This is a genomic window from Duncaniella dubosii, from assembly GCF_004803915.1.
In the GTDB taxonomy this organism is placed as follows: Bacteria; Bacteroidota; Bacteroidia; order Bacteroidales; family Muribaculaceae; genus Duncaniella; species Duncaniella dubosii.
Map to the genome: position 1 here is coordinate 1,379,465 of NZ_CP039396.1, position 21,268 is coordinate 1,400,732.

The window sequence follows — 21,268 nt, forward strand, 5'->3', positions numbered from 1 at the left end:
CTCAAAAAACATAAGAAGTGGCAACACGAACAGTCAAAGCCTCAAGGCGTCCGTCTTTACTATCCCGTATGTTCAGGGGGCAGATATTGTCGAGCGACTTTTTCGCCCGTCACTGGCTTCCGGTGGTTCTCGGCGTGGTGGTTGCGATGGTCTATATAACGACAAAGTACACCTGTCAGACCAACATGGAAAAAATCGCAGAACTTGAACGGAAACTCGAGATAGTCAACAACGAAAAGTCGAGAGAACGCAGTGCTTTCATGGGGCGCATCCGAGAGACGTCGATGCAGCAGATGGTAGATTCACTGCATCTCAATCTAAAAGTTCAGGCCCAGCCACCCTATAAGATTCCAAAATAGTGAAAAAGGACAATCGCAGTCATATTCTTATACGTTACGGTGTCATCATAGTTCTCATATTGCTCCTTTCGGCGCGTATCGTGATGAAACTATGCGACACTACCATAATTGATGCCGACAAGTGGAATCACAGAGCCAACGAGCTTCTCTCGCAGAGCAAGGTCATAGTGCCTCCGCGAGGCAACATTCTCGCTTCTGACGGTAGCGTGCTTGCCACGAATCTCAATTTTTATACAGCGCGTATAGACTATCGTGCGGAAAAGTTTAACGAGAAGCTGTTTCGCGATACTATTGACCATCTTGCGGCACGTATGGCCGAATATTTTCCAGTCCGCGATGCTGCCGGATGGAAAAAACATCTTTTGAAACCGCTTGACAAGGTGCGCGAGAAACGTCCGCGTGCCTATAAGCTCATGTCCGGCCTGTCGCACACCGATATGGAGATTATGAGGACTTTCCCGTTCTTCAGTATAAAAAATCGTAACCGCAACGGTCTGACGTTCGAGAAATATATGCGCCGTTTCAATCCCTACGGTGATATGGCTCGCCGAAGCATCGGTGGTGTAGGTGAGACAACAGAGAGCAAGGAGATACATGGAATTTCCGGGCTTGAAAAGGCCCTTGACTCGTTGCTATATGGAAAAATAGGCTACAGTAAGATGATCAATCTTACAAAAAAGATCACAGACTGGACCGATGTTCCTGCAATCCCGGGATGTGACATCGTGACTACAATCGATATCAATATGCAGGATATTGTCGAGAGCGAGCTTAACAACGTGCTTGATACCTGTGGAGCTGACTGGGGCGTGGCCGTCCTGATGGATGTGAGAAACGGAGATATAAAAGCAATCTCGAATCTCGAACGCAATCCGAGAGGCGAAGGGTATATCGAGGCACGTAACCGTGCCGTGATGGGCTACGAGCCGGGTTCGGTTGTCAAGACTCTTTCGATGATGATTGCCGTTGAGGACGGGTTGATTCCGGATCTTGACGAAGTGCTGCCGACCGGTGGGGGATGGGCCTATGCCGGTGGCCGTCCGATTACCGATGCCCATCATTCGGCATCGATAAGGGTCGGAGATGTCCTCGAACAATCGTCCAATATAGGCATGGCCCGTATCATAACAAGAAAATACAATGACAATCCCGGCGCTTTCTATTCGCGCGTGAAGTCTCTCGGTTTTCTCGAACCTATGAACACCGGTATTGCGGGTGAAGTTCCTCCGCGTTTTGACAGTATAGCCAATGACCGTGGCGGCCGTATCGCTCTGTCGCGTATGAGCTATGGCTATGCGACAGAGATTCCTCCACTCTATACTCTTGCGATTTACAATGCTATCGCCAATGACGGAGTTTTCGTCCGTCCGCGTCTCGTCAAGGAGGTGAAAGGGGCGATTGACTCGGTTATGCCGATAAGTTACATGGGCGACGGCAGGGCATGTTCGCAGCGCACTGCCGGAATCCTCAGGCAGATGCTCACCAATGTGGTGTGGGGCGATCACGGTACAGGGCGTTTCCTCCGCAACAACACAGTCAGGATTGCCGGTAAGACCGGTACATGCTACATGATTGAAAACGGTTCGTATAATCAAAACAAGAAGCGACTTGCTTTTTGCGGATTTTTCCCGGCTGATAACCCGAAGTATTCATGTGTGGTGTTGACGTGTCATCCGACCAAAAATTATTTCGGAGCTGCCACGACTTCCGGGCAGGTCCTCCGCAACATAGCTCTCAAACTCTATTCCAGAGGCATGCTTGGCAACAGTTCCGACTATCGCAGCAAGACTCCTTCGAATGAAGCACCGACTTTCTATGCCTCGGCGATGGGGCGCAAGGCTTACGACAAAGTGAAGTCCGAATTTTTGCTTCCTTCACACCGGGCACTCAAATCTCCTGTCACGACATCCAAAGGGACACTCCCCGATGTCAAAGGCTACAGTCTCCGTGAAGCGCTTGTAGCGCTTGAGACCGCCGGCTACAATATCTCGTATTCTGGATCAGGATATGTCAGGTCAATGACTCCGGCGGCAGGAACTAAAGTCCCGCGCGGTTCACGCGTAAGGCTGGTTCTTGCGAATTAAAATGAATACAATCACATTCTAACACATATATATTAAGGTGAAAAAACTTCAAGAGCTTCTCTCCCCGCTTGACATCATAAAAATCATCGGCAGTGATGATAAAAATATTACCGCTCTCACTTCGGACTCACGCAAGGTTGAGGACGGGACACTTTTCGTCGCCGTTCCCGGAGTGAGTGTCGACGGCCACAGGTTCATTCCCATGGCTGAAGAAAAGGGTGCTGTGGCAGTGGTGTGTCAGGAACTCCCGTCGGAGTTGTCAACCCACGTGACATATATAGTTGTTCCATCGTCGGCGCTTGCCCTCGGTTATCTTGCCTCGCAATGGTTTGATAATCCGTCGCGGAAACTGAAACTCGTAGGAGTGACCGGCACAAACGGAAAGACAACGACTGCTACACTTATTTATGAGATGGCACGTCTGCTCGGCCATAAGGCCGGTCTGCTGTCGACAGTGTGCAATTATGTGGATGAAAAGGCATATCCCACCGACCATACGACGCCTGATCCTTATACGCTCAACGAGATGCTCCATCTCATGGTGGAGGCCGGTTGTGAGTATGCCGCAATGGAGGTGAGTTCTCATGCGGCAGATCAGCAGCGTATAGCAGGTCTGCATTTTGTCGGAGGAGTCTTTACAAACCTCACCCGTGACCATCTGGACTATCATAAGACTTTCGAAGCTTATCTGGCTGCAAAGAAGAAGTTTTTCGACATGCTTCCGGCTGAGGCATTCGCCCTCACTAATGCAGACGATAAGGTCGGAGAAGTGATGTTGCAGAACACCCGCGCGCATCGCTATACTTACTCGCTGCGCAGCGATGCGGATTTTCGCGGACGTATCGTAGAGTCGCGTCTCGACGGGACATTGCTTTCGCTCAACGGAAACGAAGTGGAACTTCTGTTTACCGGAAAGTTCAATGCCTATAATCTTACAGCCGTCTATGGCGCTTGTGTGCTGATAGGCTGGCAGAAAGAAGATGTGTTGCGCGAAATGTCGCGTCTTGTCCCGGTAGCCGGACGTTTTCAGGCTTTCCATTCACCCAAAGGTTATACGGCTATTGTCGATTATGCCCATACACCCGATGCGGTTGTCAATGTCCTCAACGCAATACGCGAGGTCATCGGCAAGGACGGCGAAATTATCACCGTTGTTGGCGCAGGCGGTAACCGCGACAAGGGAAAGCGTCCCATTATGGCACGTGAGGCCGCCGCACGTAGCGAACGGTTGATTCTTACTTCAGACAATCCTCGCTTTGAAGAGCCCGAGGATATTCTCCATGATATGGAGGAAGGTCTCGACGAGGAGGCCCGCAAACGTACGTTGCATATAACTGACCGCCGTCAGGCTATACGTACAGCCGCTACCCTTGCCGGTAAGGGCTCGGTGATTCTAATTGCCGGAAAAGGCCATGAGGATTATCAGGAAATCAAAGGCGTGAAACATCATTTCGATGACCGCGAGGTAATAATGGAGATAATAGCTGACGAAAAGTGACGTCCTTGTTCCGAATGCTGTTGTTTTAATCAAAACGTTAAAAATCAGATTTAGAAAAAGTGCTTTACTATCTGTTTGAATTTCTGCAGGAATATAATTTCCCGGCTCTCGACTGATGAGCTACATCACCTTCCGTTCGGGTGCGGCGCTGTTGTTGTCTCTTTTCATCGCGCTTGTGTTCGGCCGTAAGATCATCGACCGTCTACAGCTTATGCAGGTTGGCGAGATTATCCGTGACCTCGGGCTGGAGGGACAGATGCAGAAGACCGGGACTCCTACAATGGGTGGTGTGATAATAATAATATCCATCCTTGTTCCTTGTCTGCTCGTGGGAGACCTCAGCAACATTTACATGCTCCTTATGATAATATCGACCATCTGGCTCGGGACTCTCGGCTTTTGCGATGATTATATTAAGGTGGCGAAACACGACAAGGAAGGCATGAAGGGAAAATTCAAGATTGTCGGTCAGGTAGGCCTCGGTCTCATCGTCGGTCTTACAATGTATTTCAGTCCTGATATAACCCAGCGCGAGGTTGTTCCGGTAGAATATACGGAGAATAATGTTGAGACAGTATATGTCGCGGATTCGCAGGATGTGAAATCAACGCAGACAACCATTCCTTTTGTCAAAGACAATAACTTTGACTATGCTTATCTTACAGAATGGATGGGGCCGTATGCACAGGCCGGCGGATGGATTGTGTTTGTCATTGTCGTCATTGTCGTTGTAGCGGCAACAAGTAACGGTGCGAATCTTACTGACGGCCTTGACGGGCTGTGTGCGGGAACTTCGGCTATTATCTGTGTGGCTCTTGCCATCATGGCCTATCTCGGAGGCAATGTCATCTACTCGACATACCTTAATATAATGTATATACCGCAATCCTCCGAACTGGTCGTATTCATGTCGGCCTTTATCGGCGCATTGATTGGTTTTCTGTGGTATAATGCTTATCCCGCGCAGGTTTTCATGGGTGATACAGGGTCGCTTACCATCGGAGGAATCATTGCCGTGTTTGCAATCCTCATCCATAAAGAATTGCTGATCCCCATCCTTTGCGCAATCTTTTTTGTTGAGGATCTCTCTGTGATGCTTCAGGTCGCATATTTCAAGTACACCAAGAAGAAATATGGTCAGGGACGTCGCATATTCAAGATGACACCGCTCCATCATCACTACCAGAAGCCGGGCAATTCGGGAATAGAGGCTCTCATCCAAGCTCCTCTAAGAGCCATTCCGGAGTCGAAGATTGTCACCCGCTTCTGGATTGTCGGCATTTTCTTGGCCGTAATTACTTTTGTAACTCTTAAAATCAGGTAAACATCCTGACCTCAACAATAAAAAATAACGAAATGGCAAAAAATCTCGTGGTACTCGGCGGAGGCGAAAGCGGCGTAGGCGCTGCTATCCTCGGCAAGGAAAAAGGAATGAACGTCTTTTTGAGCGACTATGGAACTATAGCCGACAATTATCGTCAGCAGCTCGATGAAGAAGGTATCGAGTGGGAGGACGGTCGTCATTCAATGGACCGCATTCTTGCAGCCGATGAGGTGGTCAAAAGTCCGGGTATAGCTCCTTCGGCTCCTGTCATGAAGGCTATCGCAGAGAAGGGTATTCCGGTGATTTCCGAAATCGAGTTCGCCGGACGATACACCGATGCAAAGATGGTCTGCATCACAGGCAGCAACGGCAAGACTACCACCACACTCCTCACATATCATATACTCAAGAACGCAGGTCTGAATGTTGGATTGGCCGGAAATGTCGGCCGCAGTCTTGCTCTTCAGGTCGCGCGTGACCATCATGACGTTTATGTCATCGAGCTGTCAAGCTTCCAGTTGGAAAACATGTATGCGTTCCGTGCAAATATCGCAGTGATTCTCAACATCACACCAGATCATCTTGACAGGTATGAGTACAAGATGCAGAACTACATCAACGCCAAGTTCCGCATTCTCAACAACCTTACTCCGCAGGATGCTTTCATCTATTGGCAGGATGACCCTGTGATTACCCGTCAGCTTGAACGCATACGCACGGAGGCGCAGATGTTCCCCTTCGCCGAACATCATGAACCCGGAAGCCGCGCTTGGGTCGATGATGAAGCGTCGCTTATAATTGACACGCCTGAAACATCTCTCAACATGCCGCGTGCGGAACTTTCGCTCAACGGCCTCCACAATCTTTACAACTCTATGGCTGCCGCTCTGTCGGCATGTATCCTTGATATTGACAAGGAGGAAATCCGTGAGGCTCTCGGCGACTTCGAAGGTGTGGAACACCGGCTGGAATATGTTGCGACTGTCAACGGGGTGCGCTACATCAACGACTCAAAGGCCACCAACGTCAACTCATGCTGGTATGCACTTGAATCAATGCCTGAAAATACAGTCCTCATTCTTGGAGGAAAAGACAAGGGCAACGATTACAGCGAGATTCTTCCGCTTGTCAAGGAAAAGGTCAAGGCCATTGTCTGCATGGGCAAGGACAATGCCAAGCTGCTCGATTTCTTCGGCAAGGAAGTACCTGAGATATATGATACCCATTCCATCGAGGAAGCTGTGGCAAAATGTGCGTCGGTCGCATGTCCGGGCGATACAGTGCTTCTTTCGCCCTGTTGTGCGAGCTTTGACCTCTTCAACAGCTACGAAGACCGTGGTCATAAGTTCAAGGAGCAGGTCGGAAAACTTAAGGCCTGAAGCTTCGTTCATGGCTTGAGCCTTGAAAGAAGCTCACGCAGCCCCTCATTCATTGTTCTTAATAAGTTCATCCTTAATATTTGAAATAAGTGTCAGTCGAATCTCCCTCCCTTCAGGTCGATGAGCAGCAGTCAACGGTGAAACCTAAAGCTGTCGCCAAGGCCGACAAACATATCTGGGGCATATTCATAGCCCTGTGCATCATATCTACGATAGAACTCTACAGTGCTTCCTCGCGTGAGGTCGCAAGTTCGTCGATAGGTGTGATGGGGCCTATCATACGTCATCTTGTAATGCTCGGTGGCGGCGCTCTGATTGTCTGGTTCTTGTCGAAACGTCATTACTCGGAGTTCATCCCACTCACACTCGGCTTTGCCGCTGTCAGTGTGGTCATGATGGTCTACGTGATGTTTTTCGGTGAGATTGTCAATGGTGCGCGCCGGTCGCTTACGATTTTAGGCATAGGCATCTATCCGGCCGAGATGGTCAAATTGTCGGCGGTGTTGCTTATAGCCCTCGTCATGTCGTGGAATCCGAACACACAGAAAGTGGGAGTTACCTCAAAGGCCGTTGTCTACTCCGGAATCATAGTCCTGTTTCTCAGCGGTCTGCTGATTGAACAGGGTCTTACCAACACATTGCTGCTGCTGTCTATCAGCTATTCGATGATGATTGTCGGAGGAGTGAGGCTCGTACACCTCTTGGTGCTGACTGTCGCCTATGCAGCCTGTGGCGGTGTGTTTATATTATATCTGCTTCTGAGCGAGCCGAAAGATATTCCGGCAGATGCTGACCAGAAGGTTGAAATGATTGACGGAAAGGAGAAGAAAAATCCGACCCGTCTTGACACATGGATTGCCCGCTTGCAGCGACATGGACAGGATTCTGTCCCTAAATGGGAGATTCCTGCTACCGGCAAGAACCGTCAGGAAATACTTTCATATATGGCTCAGGCCAACGGTGGCATCTATGGTGTCGGCCCGGGCAATTCGCGTGAAGCCTCACGGTTGCCGCTGGCTTTTTCCGACTATATATTTGCTATTATCGTTGAGGAGCTGGGGCTGATCGGTGGTATTGTGGTTTTGGTCCTGTATCTGTGGCTGCTCGGACGCGCCTTGGGGATAGCTTCGCATTGCAATCGCACTTACCCCGCTCTTGTGGTCATCGGAATGGCTATCATGATTGTGTTTCAGGCTCTGTTCCACATGGGCATTGTCAGCGGCTTTTTCCCGGTGTCGGGTCAGCCTTTGCCCTTGCTTTCGAAGGGCGGAACTTCGATTGCGGTCACTGCTATAGCATTCGGAATAATGCTTTCGATAAGCCGGACAGCCACACGGCAGGGCAGCAGGAAACAGGATATCCGCGATGAGATTGACGCTCTCCCCGAACAGTTTGATGCAGAAAATCAGATGCAGCTGTGAGCAATAAAGGCTTTATAAGTGTTAAATTTATAATTGAAATGTAAATTACCGCTTTTTAAAGTTTCTATTATAACATAACGAAGATACGACTATGACAGATTCAAGGAATAAAGGTGACGGAAGTCGCGCCGTGGAACGGGTATTGATTTCAGGCGGCGGGACTGGCGGCCATATTTTCCCGGCTCTTTCGATAGCGAATGCCATCAGGCGGCGCTATCCAGATGCTGACATCCTTTTTGTCGGTGCACAAGGCCGCATGGAGATGGAGCGAGTCCCGGCAGCCGGCTATCCTATCGAGGGTTTGCCTGTGGCCGGATTTGACCGCAAGCGCCTGTGGCGTAACTTCGGGGTGTTGATTAAACTGTGGAAGTCGCTTCGCAAGGCCCGCCGGATTGTCCGTGAGTTCAAGCCTGACATTGCAATCGGTGTCGGAGGCTATGCGAGCGGTCCGGTATTGAAACAGGCTCAGAAGCAGGGTATTCCTACTCTTCTGCAGGAACAGAATTCGTATGCCGGAGTGACCAACAAACTTCTCGCACGGAAGGCAAATGCAATATGCGTGGCCTACGACGGTATGGAGCGCTTCTTTCCGGCCGATGTTATAATCAAGACCGGAAATCCTGTGCGTGCCGATCTTGACGGATGTAAGCTGTCGCAGCGCGAAGCGAAAGTCAAACTTGGCTTCGATGGCGACCGTCCGTTGATTCTTTCAGTTGGCGGAAGTCTTGGCGCGCGCACCGTAAACGAGGCTATCGCGGTTTCGCTTCCGATGCTTCACGACAAAGGTATAAGTCTTCTGTGGCAGACCGGCCGATATGGCGAAAAAGAGTTTCAGTCGAAGGCCGCCGGTTATGACAATGTCAAAGCCATGACCTTTATTTCGGATATGGCTACCGCCTACCGTGCAGCCGATCTGGTCGTGTCGCGAGCCGGAGCAGGGACGATTTCAGAACTTCAGAATCTTTCAAAGGCTTGTATCCTTATCCCTTCGCCGAATGTGGCTGAGGATCATCAGCGGCATAATGCCGAGGCTCTGTCGACCAAGGGTGCGGCCGTAATGATACTTGATGCGGACGCTGTCCGTGATTTGCCATCGACTATCGCAGAACTTATCGCCGAGCCGGAAAAACGTGAGGCTCTTAGCCATGAAATATCCAAAATGGCTTTAAAAAATGCCGACGAGATGATAGTCGACAGGATAAAGGAAATTATTGGGAGATAACTATGCGGTTTTCATAGATAAAGCTCCTTGTTTATAATCATCTAAAGGGAATATGTCATGAATAAAGACTTGACCAACATACAGAATATATATTTTGTCGGTGCGGGTGGCATCGGCATGGCGGCTCTCGAACGTTATTTTCTTGCCAAAGGTAAAAATGTCGCCGGATATGACCGTACATCGACAGCCTTGACCGACGAGTTGTGCAGTGAAGGTGTCGAGATTTCATTTGACGAAAGTATCGATTCCATTCCGAATGATTTCCGCAATCCTGATACGACACTTGTGGTCTACACTCCCGCTGTGCCTGACAGTCTTCCGATTCTTGAATACTTCCGGGCTAACGGATTCGATGTGCTGAAACGTGCCGCTGTCCTCGGACTCATCACCCGTTCGTCACGCTCACTTTGTTTCGCGGGAACTCACGGCAAGACCACCACTTCATCAATGGCCGCACATATCCTTAAGAGCGGTTCGGTCGGATGCAATGCTTTCCTTGGTGGAGAACTCATCAACTATGGAACAAATTTCCTCATCAGTCCGTCGTCGGATTTCAGCGTTATTGAGGCCGACGAGTTTGACAGGTCTTTCCATCATCTTACGCCTTATGTGGCTGTGATTACAGCTACCGATCCTGATCATCTTGATATATATGGCGATGAGGCTGCCTACCTTGAAAGTTTCGCCCATTTCACCGAGCTTATCCGTCCCGGAGGGTCTCTTGTGATCCATGAGGATCTTAAATTGAAACCGAGACCGCAGGAGGGAGTCAGAGTCCTGACTTATTCGCGTGACAAGGGCGATTTCCATGCCACATATATCCGTCGTGAACCCGGCAACATCACTTTTGATATAGTAACCCCGAGAGGCACTATCCGCAACGTGAACCTCGGAGTTCCCGTCGAGGTGAATATCGAGAATGCGGTAGCGGCTGTGGCTGCGGTCTGTCTTACCAATGCGTGGGAACCCGAAGTGATCCGCGAGGCCATAAGCTCATATCGCGGAACCAAGCGCCGTTTTGAGACACATCTGAAGGAAGATAACGGTGCCGGTCATGTCATTATCGACGATTATGCGCATCATCCCGAAGAAATCAGAAAATCCATTGAGTCAGTCAAAGCACTCTATCCGGGCCGCAGACTGACAGTCGCATTCCAGCCCCATCTCTATTCCCGCACACGGGATTTTGCTGCTGAATTTGCCGATGCGCTGTCGGCCGCCGATTCGCTTGTGCTGCTCGACATTTATCCCGCACGGGAGGCTCCGATTGCCGGTGTAAGCTCTCGAATCATCTTTGACAATGTTAAATGTGAGGATAAAAGCTTAATTAGCAAAGAAAAATTGGTGGAAACGTTGAAAAATCGTAACTTTGACATCCTACTAACCCTTGGAGCCGGAGATATCAACACTTATATTCCTCAAATTATTGGCTCATTGAAAGAATAATCAAACTGTTTTTATTGTAAAAACCGTATTTTGAATAAACATGTCCGACTATATTAAGGCCATATTCTCATTGATGCTTGTCGTCTATCTCATTGTCGCACTTTCCATGACAGTGGGCGAGGCCGATACTCAGCTTTGTCGAGCCTTTGAAATATCGGTCGAGGACAGCGACGGCGGCCGCAGCTTCGTGACTGCCGGTGAGCTTGTCCGTGAACTTGACTCCCTCCCGGAGAAAGCTCCCGGAATGGCTCTTGCCAATATAAATACACAGGAGATACGCAAGCATCTGCTCGACCTTGACAAGATTGAGGATGTGGAGGTGTTGCGTATGACCGACGGAACCATACGCATCAAGGCTGTGCCGATTATACCGATTGCCCGTGTCTTTGATGCCGGAAGTTCATATTATATCAACAAGGCCGGAAAGAAGGTCGGCGCCGATGCGCGCTATCACAAGGATGTTCCCCTGATTGAAGGCCGTTTTGATTACCCTGACTCGACTTTTACATCGGAATCGTTGCTCCCTTTGCTCAGCTACATATCCAACGATTCGGTATGGAACTCCTACATTTCGATGATAAAGGTCAAGTCTCCGACCGATATCATACTTGTCCCGGTCATCCGCGAACATGTCATCAACATCGGCGCGCCCGAAGGATTCGATGATAAGTTTGAACGGCTTAAGAGATTCTACAGAGAGGTGCTTCCCCAGCAGGGCTGGGAGAAATATGACACTCTCACTTTGAAATGGAAAGGGCAGCTTGTCGCCTCCAAGCGCAGGCGTGCCACTCAGAAAGTTCCCGTCGTCCACTACGACGATGACGAGACGGTCGATATGGGAACTATGCTTGCAGGCGAAGGGGTAGCACCCGGACAGACTGTCCCCGGCGTGAAGGCTCATTCTGAAAAGCCTATCCCGGCAAGACAGAAATACTAAACATTAATCCGATAAATCATACATCCCCAATGGAAGATAAATATATAGTGGCTCTCGAAATCGGGAGTTCGAAAATAAAAGGAGCGATAGGCACGGTAGATGCATCAGGGACGTTGAGTGTGAAGACTGTCGAGGAGGAACGGCTCATTGACAGTGTCCGCTATGGCTGCATCCTCAATGTCCTTGAAACTGCAACTGCCATACGCACTGTGCTTAATCGTTTGGAGCAGCGTGAACCTCAGCGCAAAATAACGGGGGTCTACGTGGCGGTCGGAGGTCGTTCGCTCATGTCGCAGGAAATAGAGATCGAACGCAGTCTGTCGTCAGAAATGGAGATAACAAATGCATTGATCAACGATATAACGGATGAGGCTCTCAGCAACCAGCTTCATGAACGTACGATCGTCGGAGTGTCTCCGAAAGAATTTCGTGTCGACAACTTCCCTGCGCCCAGAGTGGTCGGCATGTTCGGATCCCACATATCGGCACGTCTCAATCTGATCAGCTGTCGCGACCAGCTTATGCGAAAGCTCAATATGGTGCTTGACGAGCGTCTGCATATCACTATCAATGATTTATTTGTCCGTCCTCTTGCCGAAGCAGACCTTGTGCTTTATCCGGAGGAGAAGCGACAGGGATGTATGTTTGTCGACTGCGGGGCAGATACGACAACTGTCGCCATCTACAAGAACGGTGTGCTGATGTATCTGTCGACAATTCCTATGGGATCACGTCATATAACCCGCGATATAACAGCACTCAATATTCTTGAAGAGCGTGCAGAGGATCTGAAGATTCAAGGTGGCAATGCGCTTACCAATTCCGATTCCTCTAATATGGTCCATAATGTGGCCGGAGTTGATTTCGTTCAGATAAACAACTATGTGGCCGCCCGCGCAGGAGAGATTGTGGCAAATGTCAACGAACAGATAAAATATGCCGGACTTAGTCCCGATAAGCTTCCCGGAGGCATAGTCCTTGTGGGGCGTGGGGCGAAGCTCAACGGTTTCGACCGTCGTCTTGCGAACATCACGACCATGAATGTTCGCTTCGGCTCTCCGACCAATCGAATCCGTATTCTTGACGGTCGTCTCAACGGTTCGGATCATGTCGATGTCATATCAATACTTGCAGCTGCTGCAAAAGAAAAAAATGTGTGTGAGTGTATGGAACGCATCATGCCGGAATATTCATATGCTTCCGCATCGCAGCATCAGCCCGTGCAACCTGTATCGGAACCTGCTCAGCCCTATCAACAACCGGCCTATCAGCAGCCACAGCAACCACAGCCTGCACAATATCAGCCGGCCTATCAGCCGCAACCGGTTTCGCAGCCTGCTCCGGCTCCATACCAGCAGCCTCAGCAACAGCCTTATCAGCAACCGGTCCAGCAACCTGTGCAGCAGCCGCAATATCAGCCGGTACAGCAGCCGCAACCGATACCACAGTCTGCACCATATCAGCCGGCCTATCAGCCAGCTCAACCCCAATATCAGCAGCCTCAACAACCGATACCTCAGCAACCGATGACTGGCGGTTATCCTTATCAGGCCGGACAGCAGCCTTATCAGGCACCTCAGACTCCGGATAATCCCTATCGTACGCAGGCGCGTAACATTACGGCTGCCGAAGCTCCTGCAAAACCGGCTGCCGAACAACAGCAGAGCAGGAACTGGTTTTCCAGAAAGCTGGGGGCGCTTCGTGACCGTGCGGTATCACTCATGACAGAACCTGTCGAAGATGATGATCCCGACAATGACAACTAATCAGACAACGCTTTGATATATAAATAGTTTAGAATAAATTTCATACACTGACGTCTAACCTCAAGCAGTAAAAAAATGGACGAAAACAAAAATCAGTATAATCAAGACATTTCAGACACCTCTGCCTTCAAGGGCAACACTATGGCACCTGACCTTGCATGCAATATAATGGCTATCGGTGTGGGCGGTGGCGGTAACAATGCCGTCAACCACATGTATGTACAGGGCATTAAAAGTGTCTCGTTTGTCAATATCAATACAGACCGTCAGGCTCTATGTCATTCGCAGGTTCCCCACACTCTTGAAATCGGCGACGGACTCGGCGCAGGCAACAAGCCTGAGAAGGCCCGCGATTTTGCCGAGGAGAGTGCCGAAGAGATTGCAGCCTTGTTTGACGACCAGACAAAAATGGTGTTTATCACCGCCGGTATGGGTGGTGGCACGGGGACAGGTGCCGCTCCCGTGGTCGCACGTATTGCCAAGCAGCGCGGTCTGCTTACAATCGGCATCGTGACAATCCCCTTCCTTTTCGAAGGTCAGAAAAAAATTAAGAAGGCTATTGCCGGAGCTGACGAGATGGCAAAGCATGTCGATGCCCTCCTCGTCATAAACAACGAACGGCTCGGTGAGATATACGGCGATCTTGATTTCCTGAACGCGTTCGGCAAGGCCGATGACACTCTCTCGATTGCCGCACGTTCAATCTCGGAACTTATCACTTGCAACGGGCTCATCAACCTTGACTTCAACGACGTTGACTCGACTCTCCGCGACGGAGGTGCAGCAATCATCTCGACAGGTTACGGCGAAGGCGAGGAACGTGTCACCAAGGCTATCCGCGACGCTCTCAACTCACCGCTTCTGAAAAACCGCGACATACTCGGATCGAAGAAGCTCCTGTTCAATCTATATTTCAACCCCAACGCCGAGGAGAAGTTCCTCATGAGCGAGACCCGCGAAATCACAGACTTCATCGGCTCGATCACGACCGATGTCGATGTGATCTGGGGTGTCGGATTTGATGAAAACCTCGGCAACGGTGTTAAGATGACCATCCTTGCCTCAGGATTCGATGTCACTCTCCGTGAAGAGGAAGAAGAACTCATGGCAAACGGCATGAGCGGTTTCGGATTCGGCGGCGGTAAGCCAGGCGGACGTCCCGCAACCACGACTCCTCCTCCCGCACCTGCCAAGAGCGGTATTCAGACAGCTCCCGCAGCCCCGGCAGTTGCGCCTAAGGTCAATACACCTAATCCCTCTGAGATCACCGACGAGCGTCTTGCCGAGGAATATGGTCTGACAAAAATCAAAGACCTCACCGAAGGCAAGGACCGTACGTCGACGATAATTCTCGGTCTTGACCAGCTTGACGACGATGCTATCTGTGATATACTTGAAAAGTATCCTACCTACAAGCGAGACCGCAAGATTGTCGAGAGTGTCCGCACCGGCATGTCGGAATATGTTGGCTCTCACACACCCTCACCGGTGCAGCAGGGAGGGTCGGCAGGAATGACCGTTGTCTTCGGCTGATCTGACACACTATAGATATTCATAGATATATGTAATAGCGAAGCAGGATTCCCGGCGGGAGTCCTGCTTCGCTATTACAGTGTCTGGTATGTTATCTTATATATTTGTGTGTGCGACCGGCTTTTACCTTGTTTCGTTGAGCAGCTCCGGCGATGGGGATTCGTAGTTTGAAATAGGAAGTTTGATCTTCATCAGTTCTTCGAGAGTGTGGGATGGTGCTTCGATTGAGTCGGGGACAGGCATACGGGAATATTGCCGGAAGTATTGCAGACAAGCGTCGCGCCACCATTTTGCATCGCGCAACTGCGTGTCGAGTCTGATTGCGACATCCGCATAAATTTCTGGGTCGATATATGGCCGTGCGTTTTTCCAGACATCCTGATAGGTTGCAACCTTGTCGACACCTCGCTGATAGGCGTGGCAGAGTTCATCCCAAAGGCTTCTGCCCGATTTCATGGTGTGAGTCCACGGGCGTGGTGAAACCATAGCAGGAATTCTTCGGGGCATGTGTTTATGTCGGCGAGCTGTTTTCTCATGCTCTCGGGATATTGCCCCGTGGCATTGCTGCCTGTCGGAGAGCGGTCAAAGCCAATGCCCACGGTGTCGGCTCGGTGATAATATACCGGCAGCCAGTCGGGGCGTGCGCCCTTGATATCACACCAAGGCTCAGGGCCGTAGTGGTGGCCGAAAGCGAAGAGATGGTGCAGTCCCAGAGGCATCATATAGTCGACCACGGCCTCACGGCTTGTCATAAACATATCGGAGAGAGATTGGTAGATGTCGTTTGGAGTCCGCGTTTTGTCGACAAGACTTAAAGCAAGCCATTCGTCTGCGATTCGGGATGGTGAAAGATCCGGATTCCATGCCAGCCGTCCGAACGCGTACCAGTTGGCTTGGGCGAGAGGGTTGCCTGTCCAGTTTTTGTCGTCACCGATGTTTGCGACACCTGCGACAGCTTTTAGCGATTCGGGACGGACATATTCAAAAAATTCACTCCACATCGGGGCGAGAAATGCCAGATGGTTCGCATGTCCGAGATATTCCTGTGTTACCTGAAACTCTACCATTTGGTCTGTTTCCGGCATTGCGCCGAAGAGCGGAGAGTAAGGCTCGCGTGGCTGAAAATCAATCGGACCGTTTTTAATCTGAATCACTACGTTTGACTCAAATTTGCCGTCGAGAGGCTGAAATTCAAGATAAGCCTGTTTCGCCCGGTCGGCATCGGCCGGAGAATAGACGAATGCACGCCACATGACAATCCCGCCGTAAGGTCTGAGCGCTTTGGCAAGCATGTTTGCCCCGTCGGCATGAGTGCGGTTGAAATCCATAGGGCCCGGCTGGCCTTCGGAATTGGCTTTGACAAGAAATCCTCCGAAGTCCGGGATAAGGCCGTAGATTTCCTTGGCCTTGTCTTTCCACCATTTGTTGACTCGTCTGTCAAGCGGGTCGGCGGTAGGAAGCGAGTCAAGTGCCATAGGAGAAGCGAAATTGACCGACAGATACACCTTTATTCCGTATGGACGGAATATGTCTGCGAGAGCGGCGACTTTGACCAGATAGTCGTGAGATAGAATGCGGGGTGAGGCATTGACATTGTTGAGCACGGTTCCGTTTATCCCGATTGCCGCATTTGCGCGTGCGTATTCCTCATAGCGTGGTGAGATGGTCTTCGGTAGTTCATCCCATTTCCACAGCGAGTGCCCCGCATAGCCGCGCTCTATTGTTCCGTCAAGATTGTCCCAATGGTTAAGTATGCGCAGTCCGTAGGCCGGGGAGCCGTAAAGGCAGCTGTCTTTTCCGCTTTGTGGATTGCGGAGCAGGGCGTATGCGCCATATAGTATCCCAAGGTCGTCAGAGCCTTGTATGACTATCTCATCATCTGTCCGGCTGATTGCATACCCGTTACGCGGGAGCTTCTTGGCGACTCCCTCCTTGGTAAGTCTGACAGGCTGGCCTTTCCAGTTGTCACGTAGTTCCCGTGATGCGATTGAGAGTGTCGGCGAGATAGTTTTTTGATCGACTGTCACTGAAGCTTTTCCCTCTTTTCCGTATGGAAGCCAGCTGATGTGGCTTTGGTCTGCTGTCGCTGACAGCGAGAGCATGATTAAAAGGGATAAGAAAAGTGTCCGATATTGATTCATAGACTGAAATATCTGGTTGGTAGTTGTTAGGACGGATTATATAGATTTTGCTTGCCCTTGGTCGATAATTCCAATATGTTGGTCATAATGTCTATCTGCTCAACTTTATGTTAGTCGGGAAAGTTGTATGAATATACAATCCCCAAATTCAAAAAGTCATGAAACGAATAGCAGCATTAGCCCTTTCGGCAGCAATCGCAGGTTCTACTCTTATGGTAGGACAGACAAATGTATCGTTTTGGATGGACCTTGGAGGGACTGGAGTAAGTGTCAACCATCATTCAGGCCGTCATGTACCGCCTCCACCTCCGCCACGCAGAGTGGTTCATTATGTGGACTATGGCTGGGACGGCCCGCGTGGTTATTATGATTACGGAGACCATCACCACAGCAAAAAGCTGAAGAAAAGATATAAGAAATATCGTAAGGCCCAGAAAAAATTCTACAAGGAACTCTACAAGCATCACAGACATCATGGCCGTCACCATTGGGATGACGATGATGATTGAACAGAGTAGGGACGTGGTTTTTACCGCGTCCCTACTTCCTGATTGCACGGGATATTACTCATTATAAGGGTCGCCGCCTCCGTCAATCGGGAGAATATGGCCTTCTTCATCGTAAGTAAGTTCACAGACCTTTAGGCTGCGTAACCATGATTTACCGCCGGAGGGTACACTGTCGTGATGGAAAAGATACCATTTGCCTTCATATTCGATGATGGAGTGGTGTGTTGTCCATCCGACAACGGGTGTGAGGATGACACCTTGGTAGACAAATGGTCCGTAGGGGTTGTCTCCGATGGCATAGCAGAGCAGGTGGCTGTCGCCTGTGGAATATGAGAGGTAGTATTTGCCATTGTGTTTGTGAACCCACGAGGCTTCGAAGAAGCGGTGGGGATCATCGGCTTTCAACGGATTTCCCTCAGCGTCGAGGATTACTATCGGGCGCGGTTCTTCGGCAAACTGCAACATGTCTTTTGTCAGACGTACGCAGCGGGAGGGCAACGCCGGTTCGTCACCTTCGGGAAGGCAAGCTGATTCAAGTGCCTTGTTGTCACGGTAGCGTTGCAGCTGTCCGCCCCAGATTCCGCCGAAGTAGAGATAATATTCGCCATTGTCAGGGAAAACACAGATATCTATCGAGTAAGATCCCCTTATAGGGTCGGGTTGTGGGATGAACGGCCCTTCAGGACGGTCGCTTATTGCAACGCCTATGCGGAATATGTCGTTCTTATCTTTTAGTGGAAAATATAGATAGTATTTCCCGTCCTTTTCCGCGCAGTCGCAATCCCAGAGCTGTCGGCCTGCCCACGGAATATCTGCGATATCGAGCGCTTTGCCGTGGTCTGTCACATGGTCCGTCATAGGATTGCCGTCGATTGTCAGGACGTGCATGTCTTTCATGACATACTGGTCACCATTGTCGTTCTCGATGTTTTCACATTCCCAGTCATGTGACGGATAGATATAGATTTTGCCGTTGAACACGTGGACGCTCGGATCGGCCATGTAGTCATCCGGGAACAGGTATCTTTTTTCAGGAGACAGTAGTTTCATTGTATATTGTTCTGATTGATTAATGGTTTACTATCAGTTCGCAGTGGATTCCGCGAGGCGGTTTTCCATGAATGGTTTTAGATTGTAGTCCCTGTCAAACAGCAGAGGATACTCGACACGTCCTTTCATCGGGAAATTGTTTTTCCATGACATGCCATCGTGTGTGCCCCATGCCGTTACTCTTGATATGACATCCGAGTGGCGGAGAAGTATGTCGGTCACAGAGTCCATCCGGCAGTTCCACCTTTCGGCAAGGTCAGCGGGCAGTCCGTCAGGATAGGGATTGAAGACTGTGTTGTAGACGATGCTGTCAGAAATATTGGCGCTACGGCTCACGGTCGGAAGAGCGCTCATGTCCCATTCGGTTATCATCACATTGCAGCCTGTCGAAGCATAGGCCTCGATCGACTTCTCGAATTCATTGAAGTCGGGATAATCCATTCCCATGTGGGCCTGCATGCCTATGCCGTCGATGCGGAGGCCTTTTGACTTCATGTCGTTTACAAGTTTCACGTATGCTTCACGCTTTGCCGGCACGTTCATGGCATAGTCATTGATGTAAAGTTCCGCATCCGGGTCGGCTTCGTGGGCATACTGGAATGCAAGCGGGATGAACTCTTCACCCAGAATATCATAGAAAGGTGATTTGCGGTAAGAGCCGTCTTCGACGATGGCTTCGTTGACCACGTCCCAACCCTTTATCTTGCCTTTGTAGCGGGTCATGACAGTCGTGATATGGTCGTGCATACGCTGTTTAAGCACTTCAGGCGCTACGGGATTGCCTACGGAATCGACTGCAAACCACGGGGCGAGCTGGGAATGCCATATCAGGGTATGGCCGATTATTGCCATGTTGTTGCGCTGTCCGTAATCTACGAATGCGTCGGCATCATCCCAGAAATAAGTATCCTCTGCAGGATGGATTTCCTCGCACTTCATACAGTTTTCAGCCACGATTGAATTGAAATGACGGCGCACGATTGAATCGGATTTAGGATCATTACCTTTGACATGGTTCATGTTGATGGCTGCCCCGATGAGGAAGTCATTGGCAAAATATTCTTTCATCGTCGGCTCGGCTTTCTCAGTGGCGCACGCCGAAAAGAATAGTAAGGTCGCTGTAGAGACTGGCAGGACGAATTTTCTCATAAACTGATTGTATTGATGAAATTTGGTTTGAGGTCAATTGCGTGATTCGATTTCACGGTTGATACGGTCGATCACATCGTCGTCAAGTTCATAGCGGGAGATGATGAACATTGCGAGAGCGAGAAGAATGGCGGGGATAACAGCCACAAGCCAGAGAATGCCCTGCTGTGCGAACGGTGTCTGCGTAAGAGCTTCTTTCTGGAAACCGACGAATGCGAGGACCAGGCCGGGGACTACACCACCCAAAGCCATGCCGGCCTTATAGAAAATACCGGTCAGAGCGTTTACTATGCCTGATATGCGACGGCCGTGGGTGTATTCTCCATAGGAGATGACTTCAGGCACGAGAGCCCACATATAGCCGGTGGCAACAATGACACCTGTCGATTTTATGAACTGGGCTATGTATACGAGTATCATGTATTGTTTCAGGGCTTCGATCATTGATATGGCATAGAGCATCATCATGCCGATGATTGCGACGATAAGGAATATGTAGAACATGCCTTTCTTGCCGACCATTTTCTTGATTGCGGGAATCATCGGCATGAAAATGAAAGCCGGGATTGAGCCGAGTCCCATGAATATGGACAGTTCGGCGGCAGAACCTCCGAGGTTGTACTGGATATAGTATGCGCCAGCTGCATTTCCCACGGCCATCATGGCAAATGCAGTAACAAAAAAGAATGCGAGAATGCGCAGCGGACGGTTATGGACAAATTCCATCCAAAGGTCTGTCACTTTGACATTCTCTGTTTCTTTTGAATCCATCACCACGCGTTCGCGGCACTGAGAGAAGCAGAAAATCAGCAGTCCGAGTCCGACGCAGCCATAGAGAGCCATAGTAGCGAACCATGCGCTGTCGTTCATAGACATGTCGGTCGTTTCGGTAGGGTCGAATATGCGCAATACGAATGGAATACCCATCCCGACGGCAAGACCTCCGACATTTGCCATGAACATGCGGACAGATGTCAGTTTGGTGATTTCAGCCGTGTCGCGTGTTAGTGATGCGTTTAGCGCTCCGTAGGGTACGTTGACGAGGGTGTAGCACATCGAAAGTCCTACGTATGTGATATAGGCATAGAGCAGAGAGCCGGAAAAGCCGTTCCAGAAACAGAGGATAGCAAAGCCGGTCAGAGGAATGCCTCCAAGTATCAGATAGGAGCGGTATTTTCCAAGACGGGGGTTATTTTTGTCGACAAAAGTTCCTACAATCGGATCCCAGATTACGTCGACTATACGTACAATCAAAAACATGACAGCCGCTATGGCGGGGTCAAGGCCATAGACATTGGTGTAGAAAAACAGCAGATACATGCTGATTGTCTGATATATCAGATTTTGTGCGAGATCGCCTGAGCCGAATCCTATGCACTGCAGCATGGAGAGTTTGTAGAAACCTTTGGCTTCTTGTGACTGTGACATATTGATACTTGCTTCCATGGAT

Annotated in this window: 14 protein-coding genes and 2 pseudogenes; 12 read left to right on the top strand and 4 right to left on the bottom strand. The window is 50.0% G+C overall.

Annotation, left to right across the window (positions count from 1 at the left end):
• Positions 1-17: 17 nt before the first annotated feature.
• The 11 genes and pseudogenes from E7747_RS06030 to ftsZ all read left to right on the top strand — a co-directional run bounded on the left by E7747_RS06030 (position 18) and on the right by ftsZ (position 14,969).
• Entirely contained in the window at positions 18-359 is a 342-nt protein-coding gene (locus tag E7747_RS06030) for an FtsL-like putative cell division protein (protein ID WP_136414748.1), read from the top strand.
• Entirely contained in the window at positions 359-2,443 is a 2,085-nt protein-coding gene (locus tag E7747_RS06035) for a penicillin-binding protein (protein WP_123613689.1), read from the top strand. Before E7747_RS06030 ends, E7747_RS06035 begins: the two co-directional genes overlap by 1 nt.
• Positions 2,444-2,480: 37 nt before the next feature.
• Positions 2,481-3,941 (top strand): UDP-N-acetylmuramoyl-L-alanyl-D-glutamate--2,6-diaminopimelate ligase, encoded by a 1,461-nt coding sequence (locus E7747_RS06040; RefSeq protein ID WP_136414750.1) that lies wholly within the window; start codon positions 2,481-2,483, stop codon positions 3,939-3,941.
• 59 nt (positions 3,942-4,000) lie between these two features.
• A pseudogene (gene mraY, locus E7747_RS06045) lies at positions 4,001-5,265 on the top strand (phospho-N-acetylmuramoyl-pentapeptide-transferase).
• A 32-nt stretch (positions 5,266-5,297) separates the two neighbouring features.
• On the top strand, positions 5,298-6,644 hold the full coding sequence (gene murD, locus E7747_RS06050; RefSeq protein ID WP_123613686.1) for a UDP-N-acetylmuramoyl-L-alanine--D-glutamate ligase: 1,347 nt from the start codon (positions 5,298-5,300) through the stop codon (positions 6,642-6,644).
• A gap of 89 nt (positions 6,645-6,733) precedes the next feature.
• Positions 6,734-8,065, top strand: coding sequence for an FtsW/RodA/SpoVE family cell cycle protein (locus E7747_RS06055; protein ID WP_123613685.1), 1,332 nt, complete (start codon positions 6,734-6,736; stop codon positions 8,063-8,065).
• Between the two features lie 91 nt (positions 8,066-8,156).
• The gene (gene murG, locus E7747_RS06060; protein ID WP_136414752.1) at positions 8,157-9,287 is read left to right on the top strand and encodes an undecaprenyldiphospho-muramoylpentapeptide beta-N-acetylglucosaminyltransferase; all 1,131 of its coding nucleotides are present in this window, start codon (positions 8,157-8,159) and stop codon (positions 9,285-9,287) included.
• Between the two features lie 57 nt (positions 9,288-9,344).
• Positions 9,345-10,733: a UDP-N-acetylmuramate--L-alanine ligase gene (gene murC, locus E7747_RS06065; RefSeq protein ID WP_136414754.1), complete on the top strand. Its 1,389-nt coding sequence runs from the start codon at positions 9,345-9,347 to the stop codon at positions 10,731-10,733.
• Between the two features lie 40 nt (positions 10,734-10,773).
• Positions 10,774-11,670 carry a cell division protein FtsQ/DivIB gene (locus E7747_RS06070; RefSeq protein WP_136414756.1) on the top strand — a complete coding sequence of 299 codons (897 nt, stop codon included), beginning with the start codon at positions 10,774-10,776 and terminating at the stop codon, positions 11,668-11,670.
• Between the two features lie 29 nt (positions 11,671-11,699).
• Positions 11,700-13,436, top strand: coding sequence for a cell division FtsA domain-containing protein (locus tag E7747_RS06075; RefSeq protein ID WP_136414758.1), 1,737 nt, complete (start codon positions 11,700-11,702; stop codon positions 13,434-13,436).
• Between the two features lie 141 nt (positions 13,437-13,577).
• Positions 13,578-14,969, top strand: coding sequence for a cell division protein FtsZ (ftsZ, locus tag E7747_RS06080; protein WP_136417052.1), 1,392 nt, complete (start codon positions 13,578-13,580; stop codon positions 14,967-14,969).
• A 123-nt stretch (positions 14,970-15,092) separates the two neighbouring features.
• On the opposite strand, the pseudogene E7747_RS06085 reads toward ftsZ, so the two are convergent.
• A pseudogene (locus E7747_RS06085) lies at positions 15,093-17,071 on the bottom strand (alpha-glucuronidase).
• A 197-nt stretch (positions 17,072-17,268) separates the two neighbouring features.
• On the opposite strand from E7747_RS06085, the gene E7747_RS06090 reads away from it, so the two are divergent.
• A complete protein-coding gene (locus E7747_RS06090) occupies positions 17,269-17,619 on the top strand; it encodes a hypothetical protein (RefSeq protein WP_136414759.1) in 351 nt (116 codons plus the stop codon).
• 54 nt (positions 17,620-17,673) lie between these two features.
• On the opposite strand, the gene E7747_RS06095 is transcribed toward E7747_RS06090, so the two are convergent.
• Genes E7747_RS06095 through E7747_RS06105 form a run of 3 tightly spaced genes read right to left on the bottom strand, consistent with a single transcriptional unit; the run spans position 17,674 to position 21,264 of the window.
• The gene (locus E7747_RS06095; RefSeq protein ID WP_136417054.1) at positions 17,674-18,660 is read right to left on the bottom strand and encodes a glycoside hydrolase family 43 protein; all 987 of its coding nucleotides are present in this window, start codon (positions 18,658-18,660) and stop codon (positions 17,674-17,676) included.
• Between the two features lie 42 nt (positions 18,661-18,702).
• The gene (locus tag E7747_RS06100) at positions 18,703-19,818 is read right to left on the bottom strand and encodes an endo-1,4-beta-xylanase (RefSeq protein WP_136414761.1); all 1,116 of its coding nucleotides are present in this window, start codon (positions 19,816-19,818) and stop codon (positions 18,703-18,705) included.
• A gap of 33 nt (positions 19,819-19,851) precedes the next feature.
• Positions 19,852-21,264, bottom strand: coding sequence for an MFS transporter (locus E7747_RS06105; RefSeq protein ID WP_136414763.1), 1,413 nt, complete (start codon positions 21,262-21,264; stop codon positions 19,852-19,854).
• Positions 21,265-21,268 lie beyond the last annotated feature (4 nt).

Excerpts from the sequence above, each read along its gene's own strand:
- E7747_RS06070 (WP_136414756.1), top strand. The coding sequence starts at position 10,774 with ATGTCCGACTATATTAAGGCCATATTCTCATTGATGCTTGTCGTCTAT.
- ftsZ (WP_136417052.1), top strand. The coding sequence starts at position 13,578 with ATGGCACCTGACCTTGCATGCAATATAATGGCTATCGGTGTGGGCGGT.
- E7747_RS06105 (WP_136414763.1), bottom strand. The coding sequence starts at position 21,264 with ATGGAAGCAAGTATCAATATGTCACAGTCACAAGAAGCCAAAGGTTTC.
- E7747_RS06100 (WP_136414761.1), bottom strand. The coding sequence starts at position 19,818 with ATGAGAAAATTCGTCCTGCCAGTCTCTACAGCGACCTTACTATTCTTT.
- E7747_RS06090 (WP_136414759.1), top strand. The coding sequence starts at position 17,269 with ATGAAACGAATAGCAGCATTAGCCCTTTCGGCAGCAATCGCAGGTTCT.
- murC (WP_136414754.1), top strand. The coding sequence starts at position 9,345 with ATGAATAAAGACTTGACCAACATACAGAATATATATTTTGTCGGTGCG.
- E7747_RS06075 (WP_136414758.1), top strand. The coding sequence starts at position 11,700 with ATGGAAGATAAATATATAGTGGCTCTCGAAATCGGGAGTTCGAAAATA.
- murG (WP_136414752.1), top strand. The coding sequence starts at position 8,157 with ATGACAGATTCAAGGAATAAAGGTGACGGAAGTCGCGCCGTGGAACGG.
- murD (WP_123613686.1), top strand. The coding sequence starts at position 5,298 with ATGGCAAAAAATCTCGTGGTACTCGGCGGAGGCGAAAGCGGCGTAGGC.